Here is a 24,054-nt window from a genome sequence, read left to right as displayed (position 1 = left end):
AACTATGTTCAATCAGATAAAAGACCTGGCAGGAGGCGAATTCTACCTAATCACCTCACTGCTTCTATTTATGGTGTTTTTCATAATTGTGGGTATTTACCTGCTAAAATTGAATAAGCAGCATATCGAAATTATGGGTTTACTTCCAATTCAAGAAAATCAGCCTGACGAACATGAAGAAGATTAACACACTTATTATTTTATTGTTTTTATCGCTGAGCGGATTCGCCGCCGATGATAAAGCCCCTGCTATAGCCGAACAGGCAGCGCCGGGCCTGGGCTTAACCCAATCGGAACTGTTAATCGTAATCATGCTGGTGTTTATGCTTGTATTGCTATTTGTTTCGGTTACACTGCTCAATGCGTTTAAAGTATTGTACAACGAACGACAGAACCCAACGCCGTACGCTGTGCCCGAAAAAGAGGTTGTGCTTGATTACGATGTTTGGCTGAAAACCAAAAAGAAACAACGCTCACTTTGGGAAAAGGTTTTAAGTTTGAAACCTATTGAACAAGAAAAAGATCTTGAAATTGAGCATGCCTACGATGGAATAAAGGAACTTAACAACCCGGTTCCTACCTGGTTTAATGTGCTTTTCTTTGGTACAATGTTCTTCGCCGTAGGATACCTTTTTTATTATCACATAGGTGGATACGGCGATTTGCAAGATAAAGAGTACGAGCGTGAAATGGCTATGGCGCAAGAAGAAAAAGCAGCCTATTTGGAAAAATCGGCCAATACCATCGATGAAAACTCGGTACTTGCAGATAACACGCCGGTAACGCTTGAACAGGGAAAAGGCATTTTTACGGGCAATTGCGTGGTTTGCCACGGCGATAAAGGACAGGGGCTTATTGGACCAAATTTAACCGACGACTTTTGGCTTCACGGAGGCGGCATAAACAACATTTTTAAAACCATTAAATATGGCGTGCCCGAGAAAGGAATGATCAGCTGGGAAAAAAATCTGACGCCCAAACAAATCAGTGCTGTCGCCAATTATATTTTATCATTGCATGGCACTAACCCGGCGGGCGCAAAGGCGGCCCAGGGAGAAAAATACGACGAAAAGGATGTAAAAGATAGCGAGATGAAAAGTGTTAAAGATAGTTTGAACCAAGCCAATGCAGCAGCAAAGTAAAACTAAAGGCAGAACCTTTCTTTATCCCAAAAAACCATCGGGCAGGTTATATAACTACCGCAAATGGGTGGGTTTTGCACTTCTGTCGGCCCTGTTTCTCTTTCCTTTTGTAGAGTTTAATGGCGAGCAGTTGGTTTTGCTCAATTTCCTGGAGCGGAAGTTCGTGTTTTTCGGGTTAAATTTTACTCCGCAAGACTTTTACCTGTTTGCCCTCGCAATGCTGATTTTTATTGTTTTTATTGTGAGTTTTACCGTGGTTTTAGGGAGGTTATGGTGCGGCTGGCTCTGTCCGCAAACCATTTTTATGGAAATGGTTTTCAGACGGATTGAATACTGGATTGAAGGAGACGCGAATAAACAAAGAAAACTCGATGCCGGCCCCTGGAACGCCGAAAAAGTGTTTAAAAAGACGATAAAGCACCTCATTTTTATTGTTATCTCGTTTGCAATCGCCAATACTTTTCTCGCTTACATCATCGGCTCAGACGTATTGATCAAGATTGTTACTGAGCCCATTCGCTTGCATATTTCGGGCTTTGCATCCATCTGCTTTTTCACATTTATATTTTATCTGGTGTTTGCCTATGTTAGAGAAATAGTTTGCACGGTAATTTGCCCTTATGGGCGTTTACAAGGCGTTTTGCTCGATAGCCAGAGTTTGGTGGTAGCTTATGATGTTACCAGGGGCGAGCCCCGGGGAAAAATTCAAAAACAAAATGAGGCTATTAAAAGCGGCGATTGTGTCGATTGTACTTTGTGTGTGCAAGTATGCCCAACGGGTATCGATATCAGAAAAGGCACGCAACTCGAATGTGTTAATTGTACCGCCTGTATTGATGCCTGTAACGAGGTAATGGTTAAAATCGGTAAGCCCAAAAATTTAATTGGTTTCTACAATCAGGACTTCATTAGCGAACGCAAACCCTATAAAATAGGAATAAAGCCCTATGCCTATGCCGCTGTACTCATTGCTGTTTTGATCGTTTTTTCATCATTGATTTATAAACGGGAGGCCGTTCAAACTACCGTTTTGCGGGCCAGCGGTACTTTGTACCAGGCTAAAGGGCCGAACAAAACCAGCAACCTGTATAATGCGGAGTTAACCAACAAAACAAATAAAAACATAAAATTCAGTTTCAAACCGCAAAGCGATGAAGACGAGATCGACTTCATTCAGCATGCACAGATTTTGCCAAAAGAGGGCACCGCACACCTTACTTTCTTTCTTGTAAGAAAAAACAATGCAATAAAGCGCTACAAAACTGATGTTGTTTTTGAAGTAGTATCTGAACGGAAAGTTTTAAGCACGGCTAAAACGAGCTTTTTTGCACAGCCGGGCGAATAATAATGGAATAGCGTAGACATGTAAAAGAAGATAAAGTTATGAACTGGGGAACGAAGATAGTTTTAGGGATGATAAGTTTTATGTTATTCATCGTTGGTATGGTAATTTACATGTTTCATGTGCACGGTCGCGATGCCCTGATTGAAGAAGACTACTACCAAAAAGGCATCGATTACAACACAGAATATAACGCAAAACAGAATGTTGATGCCGATAATGCGAAGCCGGCAATATCGGTCACACCTAAACAAATCATCATTCGGTTAAAAGACTCTGCAAGTTACGAACTCGTTTTACGACGGGCGGCAAACAGCGCCGACGATTTAAGGTGGAAGGGAAATACCGCAGGCAGTTCAAATGTAATCCTTGTTGATAAAGTAAAAATGGGTAGCGGTTTGTGGTTTCTACACCTGACCTGGCACTCAGGAAAAAAAGAGTATTTGTACAAACAAAACATTACGTTGTGATAAATTTTTTTCCACTCGCATTTTTGATGGGGCTTTTCGGCAGCCTCCACTGTGCAGTGATGTGCGGGCCGATTGCGCTTGGAATGCCATTCCAGAAAAAGAGCTTCCTCCAGTCGGCCCTGCAGCTTTTGCTCTATCAGTTTGGGCGAATATTGGTATACACCCTTTTGGGCCTGTTGGTTGGCGCATTAGGCAGTACCATCCGAATTTACGCCAATCAAAAAAGCCTGGGCATTACCATTGGCATTTTGTTGCTTCTGTTTACAGCCTTCCAATACAATGCAAAATACCGCCACCACTTCGCTATTTTTCAAAACAAGCTGTTAAATCCCATCAGTAAGTTAATGGGAACCGTTTTTAAGCTTAAATTGTGGGGGCTGTTTGCCGGCATGCTAAACGGATTAATCCCTTGTGGCATGGTTTACCTTGCACTCGCAACAGCACTAAATACCGGAAATGTACAGGCCGGGGCATTGTTTATGTTTCTTTTTGGCCTCGGAACGATGCCTTTGATGATGATGATTTCCATCGGTGGCATTTACCTCAAAAAGTACATTCGGTTCAATACCCAGCAATTAGTTCCCTGGTTTATGGTGTTTTTTGGGCTCCTGTTTATTCTTCGGGCGCTCAATTTGGGCATTCCTTTTTTATCACCCGAATTGCCTGGTGTTTATGGCCATTCCGTGCTATGCCAATAGCCTGAACAACCGTTGCCGTTATTTTTCGTAAACCCATTATCTGGAAATAAATACACCCTTATTTTCTTTCCCACCACTGCATGCGTTTCAAACGTTTGAAATGCCCCGATAGTCCGCATCGCCGCATTAAAATGAAAAAAGATAATGTGTTTTTGGTATTCTCTGTCTACATTCAGCCTTAGCTGTCACCTGTTCATTTTTAGATCAGCGCTACGACATCGATAGAAAATCATCTCAGAAATATGATCTTAAACAAGCCTCTTATTTTGGTTTTTGTAGCCATTTTGTTTAATTGCCTCGTGGGTTTTAATGCGGTTGGAAAGGATGTTATTCTCGGCAACCAAGTGGTAATTTACACCGATGCCCCGGCCGATAGTCCTATTGCTATCGCCATTTCGGCCCTAAAACGCGACCTGGGCACAGTGTTGGGTGCCAATGTGGTAATTAAGCCTACTGCACAACTTGCCGGTCCGGGTATTATTGTGTTTAACTCCAAATCTGCCGTTGCACTTCCTGCCACTGTAACAGGGTGGGAGGAGAGCCACGTTTATATTAGCAAAGTATCTTCGGGGGAACACATTGTACTCGAGGGGAGTGACGTTCGCGGAACTATATACGCCATTTATACCTTTAGCGAAAAAATACTTGGCGTGCCGCCGTTGTGGTATTTTTGCTCCTGGAAGCCAATCGCAAAAAAGCAGGTTGCGGTGAGTGATCGACTAAATATCCTGAGCAAATCGCCAACAGTTAAATATAGGGCGTGGTTTCCCAACGATACCGACTTATTTGCGCCCTGGAGGCAAAAGAGCGAGGCTAATTATGAGACCTGGCTGGAAACAATGCTGCGCTTAAAACTAAATACGGTAGAGTGGTTTGACGATGAACGCGACTACAACAAGCCCTACAGCGTATCTAAAACCACCAAGCTCATTCAGGCTTACGGATTGATCAATACCACCCATCACCACAGTCCGCTTAATGCCTCATTTGCCGGTTGGAAAGATTACTGGGAAAAAGTAAGGCACATGGCGCCGCCTAAGTTATTGCTGGCTAATTTAGATAAGCTGGAAGAATTTTGGCGATACAATGTAGAAAGCATCGTTCGAAATAAAATCGATATGCTTTGGGTGCTGGGCTTTAGGGGCAGTGGCGATCACCCTTTCTGGTATACCTTTACCGATGCGCCCGAATCGGCCACCGAACGCGGAAAAGTAATTAGCGACATGCTGGAAAGACAACGCCAGATTGTATTGAGCGTTACCAAAAATCCAAACACGCAATTCCGAACCATTTTTTACGATGAGCTCTCTGATCTTCTGGCCAGAAACCTCATTAAACCACCGGCAGATAGTACTTTTATATGGACTTATGTAGCAACCCGCAGAGATCACTACCCGAACCTAGATTTACAGCAGTTGGATCAATCGAGAAATCTACGCCTTGGTTATTACTTCAATTACCAGTTTACATCAACCGGAAGCCACCTGGCTGCAGCAGAAGGTCCGTGGAAAATGGAGCAGAATTTCCGTTACGTTGCCTCTAAAACCAATCAGCCAATTGCATTTGCTGTGGTTAATGCCGGCAACCTCCGCGAGCATTTAATGGAGCTTTCTGCCCACGCCGAAATGATGTGGAATTTTAACAGCTTCGATACCGATGCCTTTCTTAAACGTTATTGCGCCACCTACTTTGGTAAACAGCGGGCTAACAGCATCGCGACACTATACAGCGCCTTTTACCAATCTTACTGGAACCAGCGAAAGCCGGTACTGGAAGGGTTCGACCGCCAGTTTGTATTTCAGGATTTGCGGTATAACCGTGCCTTGAAAGAGCTTGCCACAGCCTTTGGCCGCCCTTATACCAGTAACCCGTTAACAGATATACCAGCCGAACAAGAGAAGAACCGAACTTATAACATTGTGCCGCAAGATAACGGATGTGAAACGGTAATTGAGGCGCTGATTAAAGAAACCGAGCGCTCAGCTACACGTTTTGGCGAGGTAGCACGCAAGGCAGAGATCGTTAAAAAGTCGGTAAGTGCCGGGCAGCGTACTTTTCTCGATGATAATTTAATTGCTCAGGCCAAATACATGGAACACCTTAATCTGGCGCTGTTTAATCTTTCGATGGGCTATAGCAAACAACCTGATAACAACGGGCAGCGGTTGGCATTTGTTAAAAAAGCAATCGACGAACTTCAGCAGGCACGTTCGGCACTTGGTAGCACCCAGCACGGAATTTTTGTCGACTGGTATGCCGGCGATCGCGTATTCGGGTTCAATAACGTACTCGAAAAACTTCAAAATCTGTTAAAATAGCACCATTGACGAAAGCAACCATGTTGAAAAATTTTTTGAGAATCGCTTGTTTACTCCTTCTTGTACTCGGTAGTTATTGGGCAAAGGCCGAAGATGGTTACAAGTTGTGGCTGCGGTATAACCGCATTACCAACAAAGCCGTGGCAGCCGAATACAGAAGCTTTTTAAGTGCTGTTTATTTCCCCTCAACTTCGCCCACTGCCACGGTGGCAAAACAAGAGATCGAAACCGCTTCAATCGGCCTCCTGGAAGCGCGTTTAAGGCTGGCGAGCTCGGTTGAACAGGCTACCCTTATTGTAGCAACGCCCAGAACGTGCCCAGAACTTGGAGATTTAGAACAAACCAAAGCGCTGAGCAAATTGGGCAAAGATGGTTTTATGGTATTTACTGCCAAACTTAAGGGAAAGCAACGTTTGGTTGTTGTCGCCAACGAGGATGTTGGCTTGCTTTATGGCGTGTTTAAACTGCTTACTGAATTACAAAATGGCGTACATTTGAAAAGTATCTTCATTAGCGATTACCCGAAAATTGAGAACAGGATTCTTAACCATTGGGATAATTTAGACGGCTCGGTTGAGCGGGGCTATGCCGGAAATTCCATTTTTAAGTGGGAAGAGTTGCCCAAACGAATTGATCCCCGCTACATCGATTATGCACGGGCCAACGCTTCAATAGGAATCAATGGAACGGTATTAAACAACGTAAACGCCAACTCAAAAATACTTTCTACAGCATACATTGCAAAAGTAAAAGCATTGGCCAATGTGTTGCGGCTGTACGGCATCAGGGTTTATCTCACCGCTAAATTTACGGCGCCAATGGAACTGGGCGGGTTAAAAACTGCCGATCCACTAAATGAGGACGTTAAAAAATGGTGGAAAGAGAAGATAGCAGAAATTTATCAGGCGATACCTGATTTTGGCGGCTTCTGCGTAAAAGCAAACTCCGAGGGGCAACCAGGCCCGCAAGATTACGGGCGCAGCCATGCACAGGGAGCCAACCTACTGGCCGATTTATTAAAGCCGCATAATGGTTTATTGATGTGGAGGGCCTTTGTTTACAACAACAAGGCGAGCGACGACCGGGTGGTTGAAGCCTACAACGAATTTAAACCGCTCGATGGACAATTCAGCTCCAATGTGCTTTTGCAAGTTAAAAATGGCCCCATCGATTTTCAGCCCCGCGAACCTTTTAACCCTTTGTTCGGCGCAATGCCAAATACACAGCTGATGCTTGAAGTGCAGATTACCCAGGAGTATCTGGGGTTCGACAAGCATCTCGTTTATCTGGCGCCCTTATTTGAGGAATGCCTGCAAGCAGATACTTATGCATGGGGAAAGGGGGCGACGATTTCAAAGGTGATCAGCAAAAAGATCTCAGCCGGGCAGCAAACGGCAATTGCGGGTGTGGCCAACGTCGGTAACATTAAAAACTGGACAGGGCATCCCTTTGGACAGGCCAATTGGTTTGCGTTTGGCAGGTTGGCCTGGAACCCTGATCTAACATCAGCTGACATTGCAAAGGAATGGCTCGGATTAACGTTTTCCAACGATCCGAAATTTATCAATACCGCACTCGATATGATGATGAACTCAAGGGAGGCCGCTGTAGATTACATGACGCCTTTGGGATTAACGATGTTAATGGACGTTAGCCACTACCGGCCGGCGCCCTGGAGGCGAGATAAGCCAGCTCCCGTTCTTTCAGCAGAGAGTTTTCACCGGGCAGACCGTTTAGGAATTGGGTACGATAGGAGCAGCGCTGGCAGCAAGGCCACCGCACAATACCAAACCCCGCTCAAAGAGATTTTTGATGATCCTAAAAGCTGTCCCGAAAAATACCTCCTGTGGTTTCATCATGTGAGCTGGGATTTTAAACTGAAATCAGGACTTCCGGTTTGGGATGGATTATGCAGACATTATTATCAAGGTGTTGAACAGGTGGCAAAAATGGCTGACCAATGGAACCAACTTGGCCCCTTTGTTGATGCTGAGCAGTTCAAAAAAGTGCAGTCGCTTTTAACCACTCAACATGAGGAAGCCACGCTGTGGCGTGATGCCAATGTGCTTTATTTTCAGTCGCTTTCTAATCGGCCGATTCCAGCTGTGCTTACGCCGCCCGGCCGCTCACTCGATGAAGTGAAAGCATTATTAAAAACCCAAGGCAGTCGCTAAGGTTCATTCCAATTGTGGAGTCGTTAAATCTTTTAGTCATCCGATGAACACCTGCAAGTAGCCTATATTCATCGGATGACCGATAGGCCACTGGTAGGCTCATTACATTCATTGCCGTTGACTTCAGTTAGCGGATAAAAAAAGAACATGTAGTCATCCGATGAATACCTGCAAGTAGCCTATATTCGTCGGATGACCGAGAGGCCACTGGTAGGCTCATTGCATTCATTGCCGTTGACTTTAGTCAACGGATAAAAAAAGAACATGTAGTCATCCGATGAATACCTGCAAGTAGCCTATATTGATCGGATGACTGATAGGCCACTGGTAGGCTCATTGCATTCATTGCCGAAATAATGGAGAAATCCTGTACGACCAAGAAAAGCTCCTCACTATGTATATACATAAATAACTCGCTTTTCAATTCTAATATTCCTAAAAAAAGAATAAACTGTCATTAAGACACATATTAACCCTAAATAAATAATCAAAAAATATTTGCATCCTAATTTTTTAATAATACATTTGTATGTACATACTAACAAAGTGTATTGTCTAACCAAATTTTTAGCGAGTTTTCTCAAAAATTAAAATTACCAAATTCATTTTTTAAAACGGGGCTAGTCAATACAGTTTTTGGAATAACTAAAACGTTTTCATACAGAGTCAGTAGCGTTCACCAATGCTCGTTTAGATGAATAGCAGCGACTTTTAAATTGAAAACAATGTGTAAACATGAACGAAAATAAAAGCAACATTTATCAGAATCTCAACACAGATATGTCTATAGAAGAACCGATGCGAAAAACCCAGCAGGAGATTATGCCGGCATTTACTGAAGCCATTAATAAGCCCACTGGTTACGATATATATCCGTATTATCCCCTTGGTGATCAAAAAATATTTAACGGTTACGCAGCCTTAAGTGATTATATCGCCGAACAAAAAACAGTTGTTATCGACGGTTATGTAGGCGTTTATTGGAATCTTTTTATTAGTTCATTAACACAGGAACTCGGTTCGCGGGGCTTGAGCTTAAACATTATAGATACCGCCTCTTTTTTCAAAAATGAAGCGGTAATCGACGAAATGGCCGGTGAATTTCTCGGCGAAAAAGACGCCGTTTGGGGCAGAAAGACTACATTAACATTGGCAGACTTTTTCGATTTGGAGGCAATGAAAAGCAGTGCTGCCAGCCACGAGTTCGATATTAATATTATGGTAGGCTGCGGTGCTTCGCTAAGCGATTGGGATGCCGCCCTTGTTTATGTAGATTTACCCAAAAATGAGCTCCAGCACCGTATGAGTGCAGGTGCAATCTGCAATTTAGGTAAATCGCAACCACAGGAGCCAACAGAAATGTACAAACGTTTCTATTTTGTTGATTGGGTGGTGCTCAACAACCATAAAGAAAGTTTGGTGCAGCGTGCAGATGTATTCGTCGATGCGCAGTGGGATGAAGAAATTAACTGGGCGCATGCTGATACCATTCGCGATGGGTTGAATAAAATGTCTACCTCCGTTTTTCGGGCCCGCCCGTGGTTTGCCGCCGGCGCCTGGGGCGGCCAATGGATGAAACGGCACATGCCGCAGCTCGATCAGAATGAGGTTAATTACGCCTGGTCGTTCGAACTGATTGTGCCAGAGAATGGCATCGTTTTCGAAAGTGAAGGGCTCTTGCTCGAAGTATCGTTTGATTTACTGATGTTTCTCCAGGGCAAAAATATTTTGGGCAAACACGCTGAACGTTTTGGAACCGAGTTTCCGATCAGGTTCGATTTTCTCGATACTTTCGAGGGCGGCAATCTATCTATACAGTGCCACCCAAGCCTAAACTATATTAAAGAACAATTCGGCGAGCAAATTACGCAGGATGAAACCTACTATATATTAGATTGTAACGACGATGCTTCCGTATACCTCGGTTTTCAGGAAGACATTAATGCCGATGAATTTAAAAATGTGCTTCAAAATAGCAATGAAAATGGAGTAGAAGTGGACATTGAAAAATATGTTCAGGTTCACAAAGCCAAAAAGCACGACCTGTTTTTGATTCCAAATCGCACCATTCACAGCGCCGGCGCACAAAACCTCGTATTAGAAATTAGTGCAACTCCATACATCTTTACGTTCAAAATGTACGACTGGCTGAGGCTTGACCTGAATGGGAAACCTCGGCCAATCAACATCGATCACGCCTTTAAAAATCTCGATTTCAGCAGAAAAGGCGACAAGGTTACAGAACAATTAATATCCAAACCGTATTTGTTGGACGAAGCCGATGGAGTGGTGTGCTATCATTTGCCTACGCATGCCGACCATTTTTACGATATACACCGGTTAGAATTCGATTCGGAAGTTGAAGTACAAACCGAAGGCCTTTGCCATGTGCTGATGCTGGTTGAGGGAACCTCAATTGCGGTAACCACAGATAATAGCGCTACCATGAGTTTTGCTTTTGCCGAAACGTTCGTTATCCCCGCAGCAGCTAAAAGCTACAAGATAATAAATAATGGCAAGGCAAGGGCGAAAGTGATTAAGGCTTTCTTAAAATAGAAACATGATGCTAAAAGAACAAAATATGGAAATAAAAAGAAGCAGTTCCTACCTCTATCTGGTTTGTTTGGTTGCGGCGCTTGGCGGGTTTTTGTTTGGCTTCGATACCGCAGTAATATCCGGAACGATAAGCCTCGTAAAAAACGATTTCGGGCTCGATGCCGTTAGCGAAGGCTGGTTTGTGAGTTGTGCACTCCTTGGCTGCATTATCGGTGTAGTAATTTCTGGTAAGCTGAGCGACAAATTCGGCAGAAAAATTGTGCTTATTCTTTCCGCATTGCTGTTTCTGGCCTCCGCACTCGGTTGTATGTATGCCGCTTCGTTCACTTCCTTAATCGTGTTTAGGCTTATTGGCGGAATTGGAATTGGCGTAGCCTCTATGGTGTCGCCGCTTTATATTTCCGAGTTTGCACCATCAAGGTTAAGGGGAACCATGGTATCATTATATCAGCTTGCGCTAACCATTGGCATTGTAACCGCTTATTTTACCAATGCTTATCTGGCAAGCCACCAAATCGATTTGTTTTCAGGCAATCATGCTGAAAAAATATTTTCGGCCGAGGTTTGGCGGGCAATGCTCGGGCTTGGCGCAGTGCCTGCACTTATATTCCTTATCTCGTTGTTTTTGGTGCCCGAATCTCCCCGCTGGTTGCTTTCCAGAGGGCGAACCGATCTGGCCAGTAAAATCCTTATCAAAATTGATGGCGAAACGGCCGCGAGAAAAGAACTCGATGCCTTTGCCGCACAAGAAACCGCCAGCGAAGACCGCTCGCTCAGCACCTTGTTTAAACCAGTTTACCGAAAAGCATTGTGGATTGGCCTTTTACTGCCCTTTTTATCGCAGGTTTGCGGCATTAATGCAGTAATTTATTACGGACCAAGAATCCTCGAGCAAGCCGGTTTTACCTTAAATAATGCACTGGGCGGTCAGGTAACTATTGGCCTTGTAAACGTGGTTTTTACCTTTGTAGCCATTTTTACCGTTGATAAATGGGGAAGAAAGCCGCTGTTATACATTGGTGTTGGCGGCGCAGTAGTTTCGCTAATCATTATTGGTCTGCTGTTTCAACTCGGCGTTATTTCAGGTCCGTGGATATTGATTTTCATTCTTGCTTTTATTGCCTGTTTTGCCTTTTCTTTCGGACCCGTTTGCTGGGTGGTCATCGGAGAGATTTTTCCCAACGGAATCCGTGGCAAGGCCATGTCGTTGGCCACGCTAACACTTTGGATCGGCAACTTCTTCGTCGGACAGCTTACCCCGATTATGCTGCAGGGACTCGGCTCATCGTGGACGTTTTGGATCTTCGCAATTTGCTGCTCTCCGGCACTTTACCTTACCTGGAAACTGATTCCCGAAACCAAAGGACGATCGCTCGAAGAAATCGATGCCCATTGGCAGCGAAGCTATCAGCAAAACAAGCACACCAATTAAACCCTAATAAAAACCTAACCCGATATACAAAATGCTTACCAGCATTTAACTAACCAAAATGTTATGAGACTTAAATTTTACGAAACAAAAAAACTTAGGCGACTGCCCCTCTGGCAGCTTGTGCTACTGGTATCAATACTGGTTCCCTTTACGCCTGGCTACCTCGCTGCCAAGCCATTAGCAACGGCCGTTACAGCGCAACACGCTGCAAATGTTACCGTTAGCGGTAAAGTTGTTGACGAAAAAGGATTGGGGCTTCCCGGTGTAACCGTGCAAATTAAGGGTACATCGGTAGGAGCAGTTACCGACAACAGCGGTGTATACAGCCTTTCCGTTCCCGATAATCTCGTTTCCCGGAGCCTTACTTTCTCCTATGTAGGCTACATTAGTCAGGATGTTGCAATTGCCGGGCAAACCACAATCAATGTTCGGTTGCAGCCGGGCGGCGAAAATGCGTTGGATGAGGTTGTTGTTGTAGGTTACGGTACTCAAAAGCGGGTATCGATTACCGGTGCAGTAAGCACTATCGATGCAAAAAACATAGAGAATAAACCTGTACTTAATGCCTATCAGGCCTTGCAGGGCGAGTCGCCGAATTTAATTATTCAGCAAACAAACTTAAATCCGGGCAGCAATGTAACCGTAAATATCAGGGGCGTAGGCACGCTGGGAGACAACACCCCATTGGTTGTTGTAGATGGTATCGTTGGTGGCAATTTAAATACAATCAACCCAAACGACATTGCCAGTGTATCCGTACTGAAAGACGCAGGTTCGGCCGCCATTTATGGTTCCAGAGCCGCCAATGGCGTTATACTCATTACCACCAAGGCCGGAAAGATAAACAAGAAGACCACTGTTACCTATAATGGCAGTTATGGCGTTCAAGATGCCAACGTTTTGGTACATAAAGTGCCGGCCTATCAAAATGCTTATTATAAAAACGAATCGCTGGTCAACTCCGGGTTAAGTCCTGCCTATACGCCCGATCAAATTCAGGAGCTGAAAGCGCAGGGCGATGGTACATGGGATATTGAGCACCTTTTGCGCACCGCACCCCAGCAATCGCATAATGTAAATATCGCAGGTGGTGGCGAAAAAAGTGCATTTTTTGTTTCTGCCGGATTCCAGGATCAGGAAAGCAATTTCATCGGCAATGGCGGAGAGGGCGCTAATTTTGGCTATCAAAAGTATAACCTGAGGTTGAACCAGACCAATATTATCGGCAAGCTCAGAACAAACTTTATCCTCCTTTACACAAAAAGCCGAAACAAAACCAACAGCGTGGGCGATAATAACATCTTCGCCGATGCCAACAGGGTTCCGCACAACTTTAACTGGCAAGATGAAAACGGCAACTATTTAACCAATCCCTTCGCCTCTCAGTACAACGAATATGGCGTGTTAGAAAAAGGCGGTTTCAATCAGGCCGATAACGACGAAATTTTCGGCTCTTTCAATGGGCAGTTGAACATTACAAACGATTTAAAGTTAACAGGTCAATTCGGTGGTACGCTGCAAAATAACGGCACGTTTTTCCGTCGGACACAGGTAAATTATCTGCCTTCGGGAGTTTATGGCGATGACCGTTCGGTGCTCGATGCAAACAGTAAATCGCAGCTTTTTAACACCAAAGTTTACCTCGAATACGGTAAAACAATCTCCGACCACGAGTTTAAGGCGCAAGTAGGCGTCGAAAGCGAAAACTACAATCAGCGGGGATTTCAATTGCAAAAAACACTTACCGATCAGTTACTGGGTACCCCAACAACCGGAACCCTTGTTGATGCCATTAACTCAAACAACAGCCTGGCCATAAATTCTTACAGCCTTGTTTCGGCGCTTGGCCGGTTAAACTACAGTTTTAAAAACAAGTACCTGTTTGAGGCCAACGCAAGGTACGATGCTTCATCAAAGTTTGCGAAAGGAAATCGCGGCAGCTTTTTTCCTGCGGTAAGTACCGGCTGGATTATCTCTGAAGAACCGTTCATGCAATCCATCAAAAAAACAGTTAACAACCTTAAGCTGCGGGTTACTTATGGCGTAGTCGGCAATCAGAATGTGGGCAATTTTCAGTACCAAACCACCTATTTCAATTATGCCAGTGCTTACGGCTTTAATAATGTACCCGTGGGCGGAGCGGGCACCCTGCTATCAAACAAAGACCTAACCTGGGAAAAAGCATCGACTTTTAATATCGGTTTAGACGCAAGCCTTTTTGATAACAGGTTAACGGCCTCTTTTGATTATTTTAACAAGGTAACCAGAGATATTCTTCAGCCAAGGCAGGATGTACCCGCAATTTTTGGTGCCGCAACGCCCGATTTTAATGTGGCCAAAGTACGAAGCAAAGGTTGGGAAGCAGCTTTAACCTACAACTTACGCGGAGAAAATGTTACCCAGAGCTTCAGCATTAACGTAGCCGATAACCAAAATAAGTTACTTAAGCTATCGGGAGGCGCAACCGAGCAAATCATCAATCAGGATGTGTTTCAACTCTTGCGCCGTGTTGGAGAACCAATTACTCAGTATTATGGTTATGAAACCAATGGTTTCTTCCAAAATCAGGCAGACATTACCAACTCGCCAAAAATTGCAGGCAATGCGGTGGTTCCGGGCGATGTGAAATTTAAAGACCTGAACAACGACGGCGTGATCGATGCCAAAGACAAAACGGTGCTGGGCAACCCTTTCCCACGGTACACTTTTGGATTTACCTACCGTTTGGCTGTTAAAGGCTTCGATTTTCAGTTGTTTATACAAGGCGTTGGCAAGCGTGAAACATTTTTAAGGGGCGAGCTTGTTGAACCATTTCACTATGGCTACGGCGCAACGGTTTATGAGCACATGACGGATTACTGGACACCCAACAACCCGGATGCCCGTTACCCGATATTTGCAAACATCGGATCACCATCAAACACCAATAACTGGAGAACAGGATCAGACCTTTACAAATACGATGCGGCCTATGCACGCCTCAAAAACGTAAATATTGGCTATACACTACCGCAAGCTTTCACCAAAAAAGCAGGCATAGAGCGTTTGCGTGTATCGCTGATCGGCCAAAATCTGTTTACGCTCAGCAAGCTTAAATTCATCGATCCCGAAACTTCGGAGTTTGGAAACAACCTAAGCACCGGTTCAAGCTCAAACAGTGCCCGCCAATATCCTTTACCAATATTTTATGGCGCAGGGCTCGATATCACTTTTTAATATTCACGGTTAGAATTACTCATATGAAATTTTTAAATAAAAGCCTCATCATAGCTGCCATCATCCTTGCAATTGCAGGATGTAAGAAGCTGGATATCGCCCCAACGGATAGGTTTTCGGACTTAACCTTCTGGACAGTGGATATCAACGTAACCAATGCCTTAAATAATAATTATAGCCTGCTGTACAACAGTAATCTATATTTTGAACCCGAGGCGCTTTCAGATAATGCCTATTCTCCATCGGGCGATTTAAACCTCATTGCCAGTGGCAACGCAACATCGCTTACGGCGAAATTTGCCGGCGATTGGGCGAGTTATTATAAAACCATCAAGTCGGTAAACATATTTTTAGAAAATGTAGATCAGAACAAAACGCTTCCGCAGGCAACCATTGCACGCATGAAGGCCGAAAACCAGTTTATGCGGGCATTTGCGCTGTTTAACCTAACTAAATGGTATGGCGATGTGCCGCTTCCAGATCACGATTTAACGCCGGAAGAAGCACAAGTGATTCCACGCACTTCCAAAGCAGCAGTAGTAGATTATATAGTGAGCCAACTAGAGGAAGCTATTCCCAACTTGCCGAGCAAAGACCAGCTGCCAGCGAGCGAAAACGGCCGCATAACCAAAGGCGCAGCGCTTGCTTTACAAATGCGCACATTGTTGTATCAGGGAAACAGGATGCAGGAAGTTGTAACCATTTGCGAAAAACTGATTAATAACCAGGCAACTTACGGCACCTATTCACTAACGCCAAGTTACAGTGCCTTGTTCAGCGATCCCGCGACTAATACAACCAACAACGAAAGCATATTGTCGCTTCAATATGTGCCTGCGGTAAGAACATGGCAAAATTTCTGGGACTTTGCACCGAGAACTGTCGGCGGCAGGGTGAGCAATATGGCACCAACGCAAGAGTTGGTAGATGATTATATTATGCTCAATGGAAAAGGAATTAAAGAGGCCGGTTCGGGCTATGTAGAAAGCAACCCGTACGTAAACCGCGACCCAAGGCTTACGGCAACGGTAGTTTACGATCGATATAGCTGGGTAAATCCCGATAATACGACAAAAACGATTTACATCAGGCCCGGTTCAGATCCGGTTCAGCCCGGCCTTGACGAATATTCGCCTGGCTCGCAAAGTGCATCGGCAACGGGCTATTACTGGCGGAAATATTTTGATCCCAGCGCATTATCGAGTTTTGTATCGGGCAATAACCTGCATTTATTCCGTTATGCCGAAGTTTTATTGACCTATGCCGAGGCCAAGAATAGTCTTGGTCAAATGGATGCGGCAGTTTGGGCAAAAACAATTGGTGCGCTTCGTGCAAGGGCAGGGTTTACCGATGCTGCGGCATTGAGTTTTCCCTCGGGCGATTTAACCAACGTGATCCGTCGAGAGCGTAGGGCAGAATTGGCCATGGAAGGATTGAGAGTGGATGACATCAGGCGATGGAAAGTGGCCGAAGTGACGATGAACGGCTTCGCCCACGGCGCAAAGTTTGCAGCCGACCAAACCATCGATGGGGGATACATCAGAACCCAGCAACGCAAATTTAATCCCCAAAGAGATTATTTATGGGCGATTCCCTCAAGTGAAATCGGCCTCAATAAAAATTTAACTCAGAACCCAGGATATCAATAATCAGCAACGGTATGAAAACTTTAAAAATAGTATTCGGCTTGTGGTTTGCATGCATTGCACTAAGCTCATGTAAAAAGGATGAAAGAGCGTTAAACGAGAACATCGGCGCTGTTGGCGCGTTAAACTTACCATCCGATCAGGCAAGCATTAAATTAACCCCTTCTGATGCTACTGCGACGCAGCAGTTTAAATGGGCGGCGGCCACACCAGACGACGGCGGGCTGGTTCTTTACGAGGTGGCTTTTGATAAAGACGGCGGCGACTTTGCTAATCCCGTTTTTAAAGTCGTGTCTGATGGAGCAGGCGTGCAACCGCAGGTAACCATCTCTCATAAAGACTTAACAAAAATAGCGGCCCTGTGCGGCATCAATTCATCATCTACCGGAAAGGTGAGGTGGACGGTTATCGCATCGAAAGCGAGCAACGCCAAACCCGGACAGGAAAGCAGAACACTTCAGCTCGAACGCCCGGCAGGATTTGCTGAAGTGCCAACCGAACTCTATTTAACCGGGTCGGCTACCGAAGCGGGCGATGACTTGGCTAAGGCACTTAAGTTTAAAAAACTCGAAGAAGGTGTATTCGAAATTTATACCTCTTTAAAACCGGGCACTTATCAGCTCACCAATAAAGCGGGCGACGGAGGTCGGAAATTCTTCGCTGAAGGGACGCAGATTAAAGAAGGAACCTCGTCAGTCACCGTATCGGGCAGCACCAAAGCCTATTATTTAAAATACGATTTCAATGTTGCTGCGGTTGTTGAGGCTACCGAAATTCAAAGCGTTGGATTGTTTATGTCGGCCTACGCCGCAGAAATTGGTCAATTGGCTTATGTAGCCAATGGCGTTTGGCAATCGGGAAATATTCCGGTAGAGTTTTACCAATTTTCGTGGGGAAGAGATGAACGCTACAAATTTGCGCTGCATACCTCGGCTGGTATTAAGTATATGGGAAGCAGCAATGTAAACAATGTGAGCCCGGTTGGGCAATCGGCCTCGTACTTTTATCTCAATCCGGTAACCAACGATCAATGGAACAATACCTACAAATTTAACCCTGCAGCAGATAACAAAAGCGTTAAGGCAATGTTAAACTTCGGTTCTGGCGGTGCTTACACCCACAGTATTGTTGTTCAATAATTGTTTGCGCACTCCGCCGGCAGAACTTGCTGGCGGAAAAAAAATCGATCCTATGAAAAAAATCATTAGAAATACCTGCCTGATATTTGCGTTGTTTCTTTATGCCTCGTGCAAAAAAGATCCGGCACCGGTACCCGTTACGCCGCCGCCGGTTACCCCGCCTGTTACGCCGGGCACAACAGTAAATTATCTTCAACAGGCAAAAGAAACCCACACCTTTACCGTAAACAACCTGTTAACTGCCAGTTATGGGTATCGGGCCAATACCACAACACATTCAAACAATTGTTACGAATGGTACAACGTGAGTCAAATTTATGCCGATGCAGCAATGGTAAGCCTCGGCGAAACCACCTATCTGGCCTACATGAACAATACTTTTAAGTTTATGGAGAACATGTGGGACAAAAGAGACCTGCGAGGCGGGTATTTTGCATCGGTAAATCTTGATGGCTCGGGCGCTGCCGGAGATAAATATGTTGATGACAACGCCTTAACAGGTATTGTTTTTCTCGAAGCCGCAGAAGTAACCACTGGCGCCGATAAGCAAGCTTATTTGGCTAAGGCAAAGGCTTGTGGCGACTGGCTCATTAACAGTGGCTTATGGGACAACGTGTACGGAGGCGGATTTTACTGGAATACGGCTAAGCCCGAAAAACCCACGCAAACCAATGGGCTGGCATTGCAACTGTTTTTAAAGCTATACAGTTTAACTGGCGATGCCATCTACCGCGATTGGGCCGTACAGGTAAACACCTGGCTAAACACCAAAATGTTTGATACCAACACTGGCCTCTATATCTGGAAGATTGATGGCGCTGGAGATGGTGTGAAGCATAATGAAAAATTCACTTACGATAACGCCATTATGGTTGAAGCCTTTATATTGTACAGTAAAATAATGAACGATGCCGCTTACCTAACCAAAGCACAGAGCCTTGGCCGGGCAATGAACAACACCTTATGGAATGCATTATATAAAGGCTATGTTTTTAACACAGCCGAAACGCGGATTAACCCGGCGTGGTGTGCCTGGGGCTCGCAAGCGATGATTCGCCTTTACGAAACAGACAAAAACGAAAGCTGGCTGGTATACGCTAAAGAAAATATCAACCGTTTAAATATTGCCAACAGAAATACAACTAATTTCGGCTATTATTTCTTTGCCGGCTTTGATGGGCAAAACCGCTCAACGGAAATGGAAACTGTAGATCAGGCCTGGATGCAGCGGATTCAGGCGCTCTTGTCGAAATATTAAAATCACAATCCTTACCCTTATGAAAATAGGTTATAAATCAGCACTTCCCTTAATTATCTTGCTCTTCCTTATGCCCGCGGCGTTTGCCCAGGACGTTTTAAAATATGTAAATCCAAACATCGGTACTGCACACAGCAGGTGGTTTTTTTACACGCCCGCCGCCGTTCCGTACGGAATGGCCAAATTGGCGCCATCAACAAATGGAAGTTATGGAAACAACCAGGGATGGGAGGCCGTAGGGTACGATACCCGCCACAACTCGATAGAGGGTTTTGTCCATTTTCACGAATGGCAAGTTGGCGGAATCAGTTTTATGCCAACAGCAGGAACGCTAAAAACCGTGCCCGGCGAATTAGAGAAGCCGGGAAGTGGATACCGGTCGGCCTTCGATCGTAAGAATGAAGTTGCACAGCCGGGCTACTATTCGGTACTGTTAGATGATTTTAATATAAAAGCAGAGCTCACCGCTACAAAACGGGTCGGTTTCCATCGCTATACCTTTCCTAAGAGCAACACTTCGAGGATCATTTTATCCGTTGGCAATGTTCAGGGCGAAAGCGGCCCAATTACCGATGCATCTGTGGAAATGATTGATGATACGCATTTTCAGGGCTTCGTGATTACTTATCCGAAATATGTAAAAACCTATGATGAGGGCGGGAAAGTGGCCATGTATTTTTTTGGAGAACTTGGTAAAAAGCCCGCAGAAGTTGGCGCCTTAAGTAAAACAGACGCTATTGCCAATCAAAAATCATCACAAGGAATAGGTGCAGGTTTGTTCCTCAACTATACTACGCAACAAAATGAGCAGATTGAAATTAAGGTTGGCCTTTCTTACACTTCCATTCAAAATGCAAAGCTAAATCTCCAAACAGAAGCAGCGAACTTAACCTTTGCCCAGGCAAAAGCGGCCGCCCAAAACGAGTGGCGCAGCGAAATGGCAAAACTTAAGGTTTCAGGTAAAAACGAAGCCGATAAAACAAAATTTTATACCGGGCTTTACCATGCTTTACTCGGTAGGGGCATAGCCAGCGATGTGAACGGGAACTTTCCACGTCACGATGGTACAATTGGCCAGTTACCCAAAGATGCGAAAGGGAAATTCAGCTATAACTTTATGAATACCGATGCCATTTGGGGCGGATTTTGGAACCTTACACAATTGTGGGCACTATCGTACCCCTCGCATTACAGCGATTTTGTACATACACAACTAGAAATTTATAAGGAGCGGGGTTGGTTTGGCGATGGTATCGCAAACAGCAACTTCGTTTCGGGCGTAGGTACAAACTTTGTTGGTCTGGCCATTGCGGGCGCTTATCAGGCCAATATCCGCGATTATGATTTGGATTTAGCCTATAAAGCCGTGCTGGGCAACGAGCTCAATTATAAAAACCGATTGGTTGGATCGGGAAAAATGGACACCAAAAGCTTTGTATCGCGAGGATTTGTTCCGTTTTTGGATGCTGATAAAACCGATTCTACAGGCGCTCATTTCTCTGGCTCCCATACGCTCGAATACAGCTTCAGCGCCTTTGCTGCGGCACAACTGGCTAAAAAGATGGGTAAAACGGCCGATTACAATAAACTCATCAATTTATCTAATGGCTGGAAACTGATTTTTGATCAAGACCTTAAACTTGTGCATCCTAAGGATGAAAACGGAAATTTTATTGATAAGTTCGATCCCTTAGAGGCATGGCGGGGCTTTCAGGAAGGCAATGCCACACAATATACGTTTTACGTTCCGCAAAATCCCGAAGGTTTAATTCAGGCAATCGGGCGCAAAACTTTTACTGAGCGTTTAAATGGAATTTTTCAAACGTCTCAAAAAAATGCCTTTGGAGGCGGAAAAACGATCGACGCCTTTGCAGGTATTCAATCGCTCTATAACCACGGCAACCAGCCAAACCTCCATATTAGCTGGTTGTTCAATTATTCAGCTGCACCGTGGCTTACACAAAAATGGACGCGGGCAATATGCGATGAATTTTATGGCATCGAAAGCATCCACGGGTATGGTTATGGGCAGGATGAAGATCAGGGACAACTCGGCTCCTGGTACGTAATGGCCTCAATGGGTCTGTTTGATGTGAAGGGTTTAACCGACGCCAGACCAACAATCCAGATCGGAAGCCCCGTTTTTGATAAATCCGAAATTCAGCTTGGCAATGGAAAGCGCCTGGTAATCGAAACTAAAAACAACTCAAAGGAGAACGTTTACGTGCAGTCGGCCCTGTGGAACGGCAAGGCATTAAATAACGCATGGCTGTATCGCGACGTATTAATGAATGGCGGTACGCTGGTATTAACTATGGGCAGCAAGCCCAACCAAACCTGGGGTGTTAAGCTTCCGCCGCCCTCAGTGCAATAAAAACAAATCCTTATTATGAAGTATTTTTTGATCTTTCTTGGAATCATCCTGTTCCAACACAGCTATGCTCAGGAGGCCAAATACAGCGCATTTTATAAAGAAAGGGCCGAGCTGATGTTCCAAAAGGTTTGGCAGCATTACCGCGTACCACAACATAGCGGTCTGTTCAGCGAGCATTATCCAACGGGCGGAAGGGTTAACCTCGACTACTTTCAGGGTGCCGGAGTAAAAGAGAAAGAAGTCAGTTTCTTGTGGCCCTTTTCTGGCGTGTTTTCTGCCGCGAACGTGCTGATTAAATACCCCGATCTGCAAGCCAAATACAAAAAATACCTCGACACTTTAAGCATTGGCGTTTTGGCCTACCGTGATACAACCCGTATTCCGGTAGGATATCAGGCTTATCCGGCAACCCTCGAAAAGTCTGATCGTTATTACGACGACAATGGATTAGTTTGCATCGATTATGTCGAAGCCTATTTCAATACCAAAGATGCTACTTACATTACCAAAGCCAAAGAAGTGTTCAACTTTATCATCAGCGGGTGGGATGACAAGCTGGGCGGCGGCGTTTACTGGCTCGAGGGGCATAAAGACCAAAAACCGGCTTGCAGCAATGGCATGGCCACTTTGGCGGCATTAAAACTGTATCAGGCCACAAAAGAGCCATTTTACCTCACCTGGGGCACACGTTTTTACAATTGGATGCACAGCACGCTCAGAAACCCGGATGGAATTTATTATAACGACGTTAAAATGGATGGCAAGCCAAACGAAACCTATTACACCTACAATACCGGCTCGATGCTGGAGGCTGCGGTGTTGATGTACCATTTTACCGCCGATCAAAAATATTTAAAGGAGGCACAGCTTGTGGCCAGCAATTCGTTCGGTTTTTTCTCAGAAGAACATCATGGCGTAAGGCAGTTTAAAATCGATTTGCCGTGGTTTGTTACTGTTCTGTTTCGCGGCTACGAAGCGCTGTATAAGGTAGACCGCAACCCGCGGTACATTAACGCCGTTGCTGCAAATCTAGATAGGGCCTGGCAAGAATCGGCAGATCGCTATGGCTTTTTAACCGCTAAATGGGCCACCGACGATGCTTCTAAACGGAAGCCGAAATGGTTGCTGGATGAGGCCTGCATTGCCGAACTGTATGGCAGAATGAGTTTATTGAATATTAAATCCAAGCAAGAATAAAATGCACGAAAATATTATTGCAGGCGTTGATATTGGCGGTTCGCACATTACCTCGGCTTTGGTCGATGTAAACCAGGGCGTAATTTTAGCAGGCTCATTGCATCGCGAAAAGATCGATTCCTCAGCCGAAGCAGATCAGGTAATCGCCGCCTGGTGCAACGTAATTAAAAGGAGCCTGCAAGCAGGAAACAATTCTGGCCGGGTAGCAATAGCCATGCCGGGGCCATTTGATTACGAGAACGGAATTTCGCACATGATTGGCATGGGTAAATACGATGGACTTTATGGCCATAACGTGCGCTCGCTAATGCTTAAAGCGTTGGGTATAGCGGTAAACGACCTTTGTTTTATAAACGATGCGGGTTGCTTTTTACAGGGCGAACTTAGCCACGGAGCGGCGAGAGATTATGCAAATGTAATGGGATTTACGCTAGGCACCGGCTTTGGATCGGCGGCAGGCATTCAGGGAAAAGCAACAGATGCCGATTATTGGTGCTATCCGTTTATGGGCGGCATTTGCGAAGATTTTTTCTCTTCAAAGTGGTTTGTTGCCAAATACAACCAATACTCGGGTCTCGAAGTGGCAAACGTAAAAGAGCTGATCGATAATAGCGATCGCGGTAGTCATTTACTGCAAGTATTTGATGAGTTTGCCATGAACCTCGGCATTTTTTTGACTCAGTTACACAAAAAAAGCAAGTTCGATTGTGTGGTTCTGGGCGGTAATATTGCCAATGCATCTACACTTTTTCTGCCCCAATTGCGCTACTATCTCCAAACCATGTCGGTAGCGGTTTCAGTTTACATTTCTACCAGGGGCGAGGCTGCGGCATTAATTGGGGCCGCGTGTTCGGTATAGATTCGGTTTTACTCGTTTTTGCCCCAACTCATTTAAGTGTCGATTTGCCGGACCTGAACACATTTGGAGAAGTCAAGTTTTTAAAACTTGACTTCTCTGATGTCACGTGATCCGATGGAGCACTTAAACCTGTATTGCCCTTCGACTACGCTAGCACTGACGTTATTTGGTAACTTATTGGTAGTAGTTAATTATTTATAGGCTAGCCAAATAAATGGAACGCCAACTACGAA

Annotated in this window: 16 protein-coding genes; all 16 read left to right on the top strand. The window is 44.9% G+C overall.

Annotated elements, in window-relative coordinates; genetic code table 11:
* The first annotated feature begins 4 nt into the window (after positions 1–4).
* The 16 genes from IZT61_RS06265 to IZT61_RS06190 all read left to right on the top strand — a co-directional run bounded on the left by IZT61_RS06265 (position 5) and on the right by IZT61_RS06190 (position 23,821).
* Entirely contained in the window at positions 5–187 is a 183-nt protein-coding gene (locus tag IZT61_RS06265; protein ID WP_196100320.1) for a hypothetical protein, read from the top strand.
* Complete coding sequence (locus IZT61_RS06260; protein WP_230383877.1) at positions 174–1,142, top strand: cbb3-type cytochrome c oxidase N-terminal domain-containing protein; 969 nt, start codon at positions 174–176, stop codon at positions 1,140–1,142. The genes IZT61_RS06265 and IZT61_RS06260 overlap by 14 nt, the downstream gene beginning before the upstream one ends.
* Complete coding sequence (gene ccoG, locus IZT61_RS06255; protein ID WP_196100319.1) at positions 1,126–2,487, top strand: cytochrome c oxidase accessory protein CcoG; 1,362 nt, start codon at positions 1,126–1,128, stop codon at positions 2,485–2,487. The genes IZT61_RS06260 and ccoG overlap by 17 nt, the downstream gene beginning before the upstream one ends.
* 38 nt (positions 2,488–2,525) lie before the next feature.
* The gene (locus tag IZT61_RS06250; protein ID WP_196100318.1) at positions 2,526–2,954 is read left to right on the top strand and encodes a FixH family protein; all 429 of its coding nucleotides are present in this window, start codon (positions 2,526–2,528) and stop codon (positions 2,952–2,954) included.
* Positions 2,951–3,652, top strand: coding sequence for a sulfite exporter TauE/SafE family protein (locus IZT61_RS06245; RefSeq protein WP_196100317.1), 702 nt, complete (start codon positions 2,951–2,953; stop codon positions 3,650–3,652). The genes IZT61_RS06250 and IZT61_RS06245 overlap by 4 nt, the downstream gene beginning before the upstream one ends.
* A 242-nt stretch (positions 3,653–3,894) precedes the next feature.
* Positions 3,895–5,970, top strand: a complete 2,076-nt coding sequence (locus IZT61_RS06240; RefSeq protein ID WP_196100316.1) for a glycosyl hydrolase 115 family protein — start codon at positions 3,895–3,897, stop codon at positions 5,968–5,970.
* A gap of 20 nt (positions 5,971–5,990) precedes the next feature.
* Positions 5,991–8,144 (top strand): alpha-glucuronidase family glycosyl hydrolase, encoded by a 2,154-nt coding sequence (locus IZT61_RS06235; protein ID WP_196100315.1) that lies wholly within the window; start codon positions 5,991–5,993, stop codon positions 8,142–8,144.
* A gap of 735 nt (positions 8,145–8,879) precedes the next feature.
* Positions 8,880–10,700, top strand: coding sequence for a class I mannose-6-phosphate isomerase (locus IZT61_RS06230; protein WP_230383875.1), 1,821 nt, complete (start codon positions 8,880–8,882; stop codon positions 10,698–10,700).
* Between the two features lie 4 nt (positions 10,701–10,704).
* Positions 10,705–12,132, top strand: coding sequence for a sugar porter family MFS transporter (locus IZT61_RS06225; protein ID WP_196100314.1), 1,428 nt, complete (start codon positions 10,705–10,707; stop codon positions 12,130–12,132).
* 63 nt (positions 12,133–12,195) lie between these two features.
* Positions 12,196–15,348, top strand: coding sequence for a SusC/RagA family TonB-linked outer membrane protein (locus IZT61_RS06220; RefSeq protein WP_196100313.1), 3,153 nt, complete (start codon positions 12,196–12,198; stop codon positions 15,346–15,348).
* 23 nt (positions 15,349–15,371) lie between these two features.
* A complete protein-coding gene (locus IZT61_RS06215; protein ID WP_196100312.1) occupies positions 15,372–16,997 on the top strand; it encodes a RagB/SusD family nutrient uptake outer membrane protein in 1,626 nt (541 codons plus the stop codon).
* Between the two features lie 11 nt (positions 16,998–17,008).
* Positions 17,009–18,133 carry a SusE domain-containing protein gene (locus IZT61_RS06210; RefSeq protein ID WP_196100311.1) on the top strand — a complete coding sequence of 375 codons (1,125 nt, stop codon included), beginning with the start codon at positions 17,009–17,011 and terminating at the stop codon, positions 18,131–18,133.
* Between the two features lie 52 nt (positions 18,134–18,185).
* Complete coding sequence (locus IZT61_RS06205) at positions 18,186–19,391, top strand: glycoside hydrolase family 76 protein (RefSeq protein WP_196100310.1); 1,206 nt, start codon at positions 18,186–18,188, stop codon at positions 19,389–19,391.
* Positions 19,392–19,410: 19 nt separating this feature from the next.
* A complete protein-coding gene (locus IZT61_RS06200; protein WP_196100309.1) occupies positions 19,411–21,765 on the top strand; it encodes a GH92 family glycosyl hydrolase in 2,355 nt (784 codons plus the stop codon).
* Positions 21,766–21,780: 15 nt separating this feature from the next.
* Positions 21,781–22,962, top strand: coding sequence for a glycoside hydrolase family 76 protein (locus IZT61_RS06195; RefSeq protein ID WP_196100308.1), 1,182 nt, complete (start codon positions 21,781–21,783; stop codon positions 22,960–22,962).
* Position 22,963: 1 nt separating this feature from the next.
* The gene (locus IZT61_RS06190; protein ID WP_196100307.1) at positions 22,964–23,821 is read left to right on the top strand and encodes an ROK family protein; all 858 of its coding nucleotides are present in this window, start codon (positions 22,964–22,966) and stop codon (positions 23,819–23,821) included.
* Positions 23,822–24,054: the final 233 nt, after the last annotated feature.

Origin of the sequence: Pedobacter endophyticus (genome assembly GCF_015679185.1) — a bacterium.
Lineage (GTDB): Bacteria > Bacteroidota > Bacteroidia > Sphingobacteriales > Sphingobacteriaceae > Pedobacter > Pedobacter endophyticus.
This window is presented reverse-complemented; position numbering and strand designations above follow the sequence as displayed.

Excerpts from the sequence above, each read along its gene's own strand:
- IZT61_RS06265 (WP_196100320.1), top strand. The coding sequence starts at position 5 with ATGTTCAATCAGATAAAAGACCTGGCAGGAGGCGAATTCTACCTAATC.
- IZT61_RS06260 (WP_230383877.1), top strand. The coding sequence starts at position 174 with ATGAAGAAGATTAACACACTTATTATTTTATTGTTTTTATCGCTGAGC.
- ccoG (WP_196100319.1), top strand. The coding sequence starts at position 1,126 with ATGCAGCAGCAAAGTAAAACTAAAGGCAGAACCTTTCTTTATCCCAAA.
- IZT61_RS06250 (WP_196100318.1), top strand. The coding sequence starts at position 2,526 with ATGAACTGGGGAACGAAGATAGTTTTAGGGATGATAAGTTTTATGTTA.
- IZT61_RS06240 (WP_196100316.1), top strand. The coding sequence starts at position 3,895 with ATGATCTTAAACAAGCCTCTTATTTTGGTTTTTGTAGCCATTTTGTTT.
- IZT61_RS06235 (WP_196100315.1), top strand. The coding sequence starts at position 5,991 with ATGTTGAAAAATTTTTTGAGAATCGCTTGTTTACTCCTTCTTGTACTC.
- IZT61_RS06230 (WP_230383875.1), top strand. The coding sequence starts at position 8,880 with ATGAACGAAAATAAAAGCAACATTTATCAGAATCTCAACACAGATATG.
- IZT61_RS06225 (WP_196100314.1), top strand. The coding sequence starts at position 10,705 with ATGATGCTAAAAGAACAAAATATGGAAATAAAAAGAAGCAGTTCCTAC.
- IZT61_RS06220 (WP_196100313.1), top strand. The coding sequence starts at position 12,196 with ATGAGACTTAAATTTTACGAAACAAAAAAACTTAGGCGACTGCCCCTC.
- IZT61_RS06215 (WP_196100312.1), top strand. The coding sequence starts at position 15,372 with ATGAAATTTTTAAATAAAAGCCTCATCATAGCTGCCATCATCCTTGCA.
- IZT61_RS06210 (WP_196100311.1), top strand. The coding sequence starts at position 17,009 with ATGAAAACTTTAAAAATAGTATTCGGCTTGTGGTTTGCATGCATTGCA.
- IZT61_RS06205 (WP_196100310.1), top strand. The coding sequence starts at position 18,186 with ATGAAAAAAATCATTAGAAATACCTGCCTGATATTTGCGTTGTTTCTT.
- IZT61_RS06200 (WP_196100309.1), top strand. The coding sequence starts at position 19,411 with ATGAAAATAGGTTATAAATCAGCACTTCCCTTAATTATCTTGCTCTTC.
- IZT61_RS06195 (WP_196100308.1), top strand. The coding sequence starts at position 21,781 with ATGAAGTATTTTTTGATCTTTCTTGGAATCATCCTGTTCCAACACAGC.
- IZT61_RS06190 (WP_196100307.1), top strand. The coding sequence starts at position 22,964 with ATGCACGAAAATATTATTGCAGGCGTTGATATTGGCGGTTCGCACATT.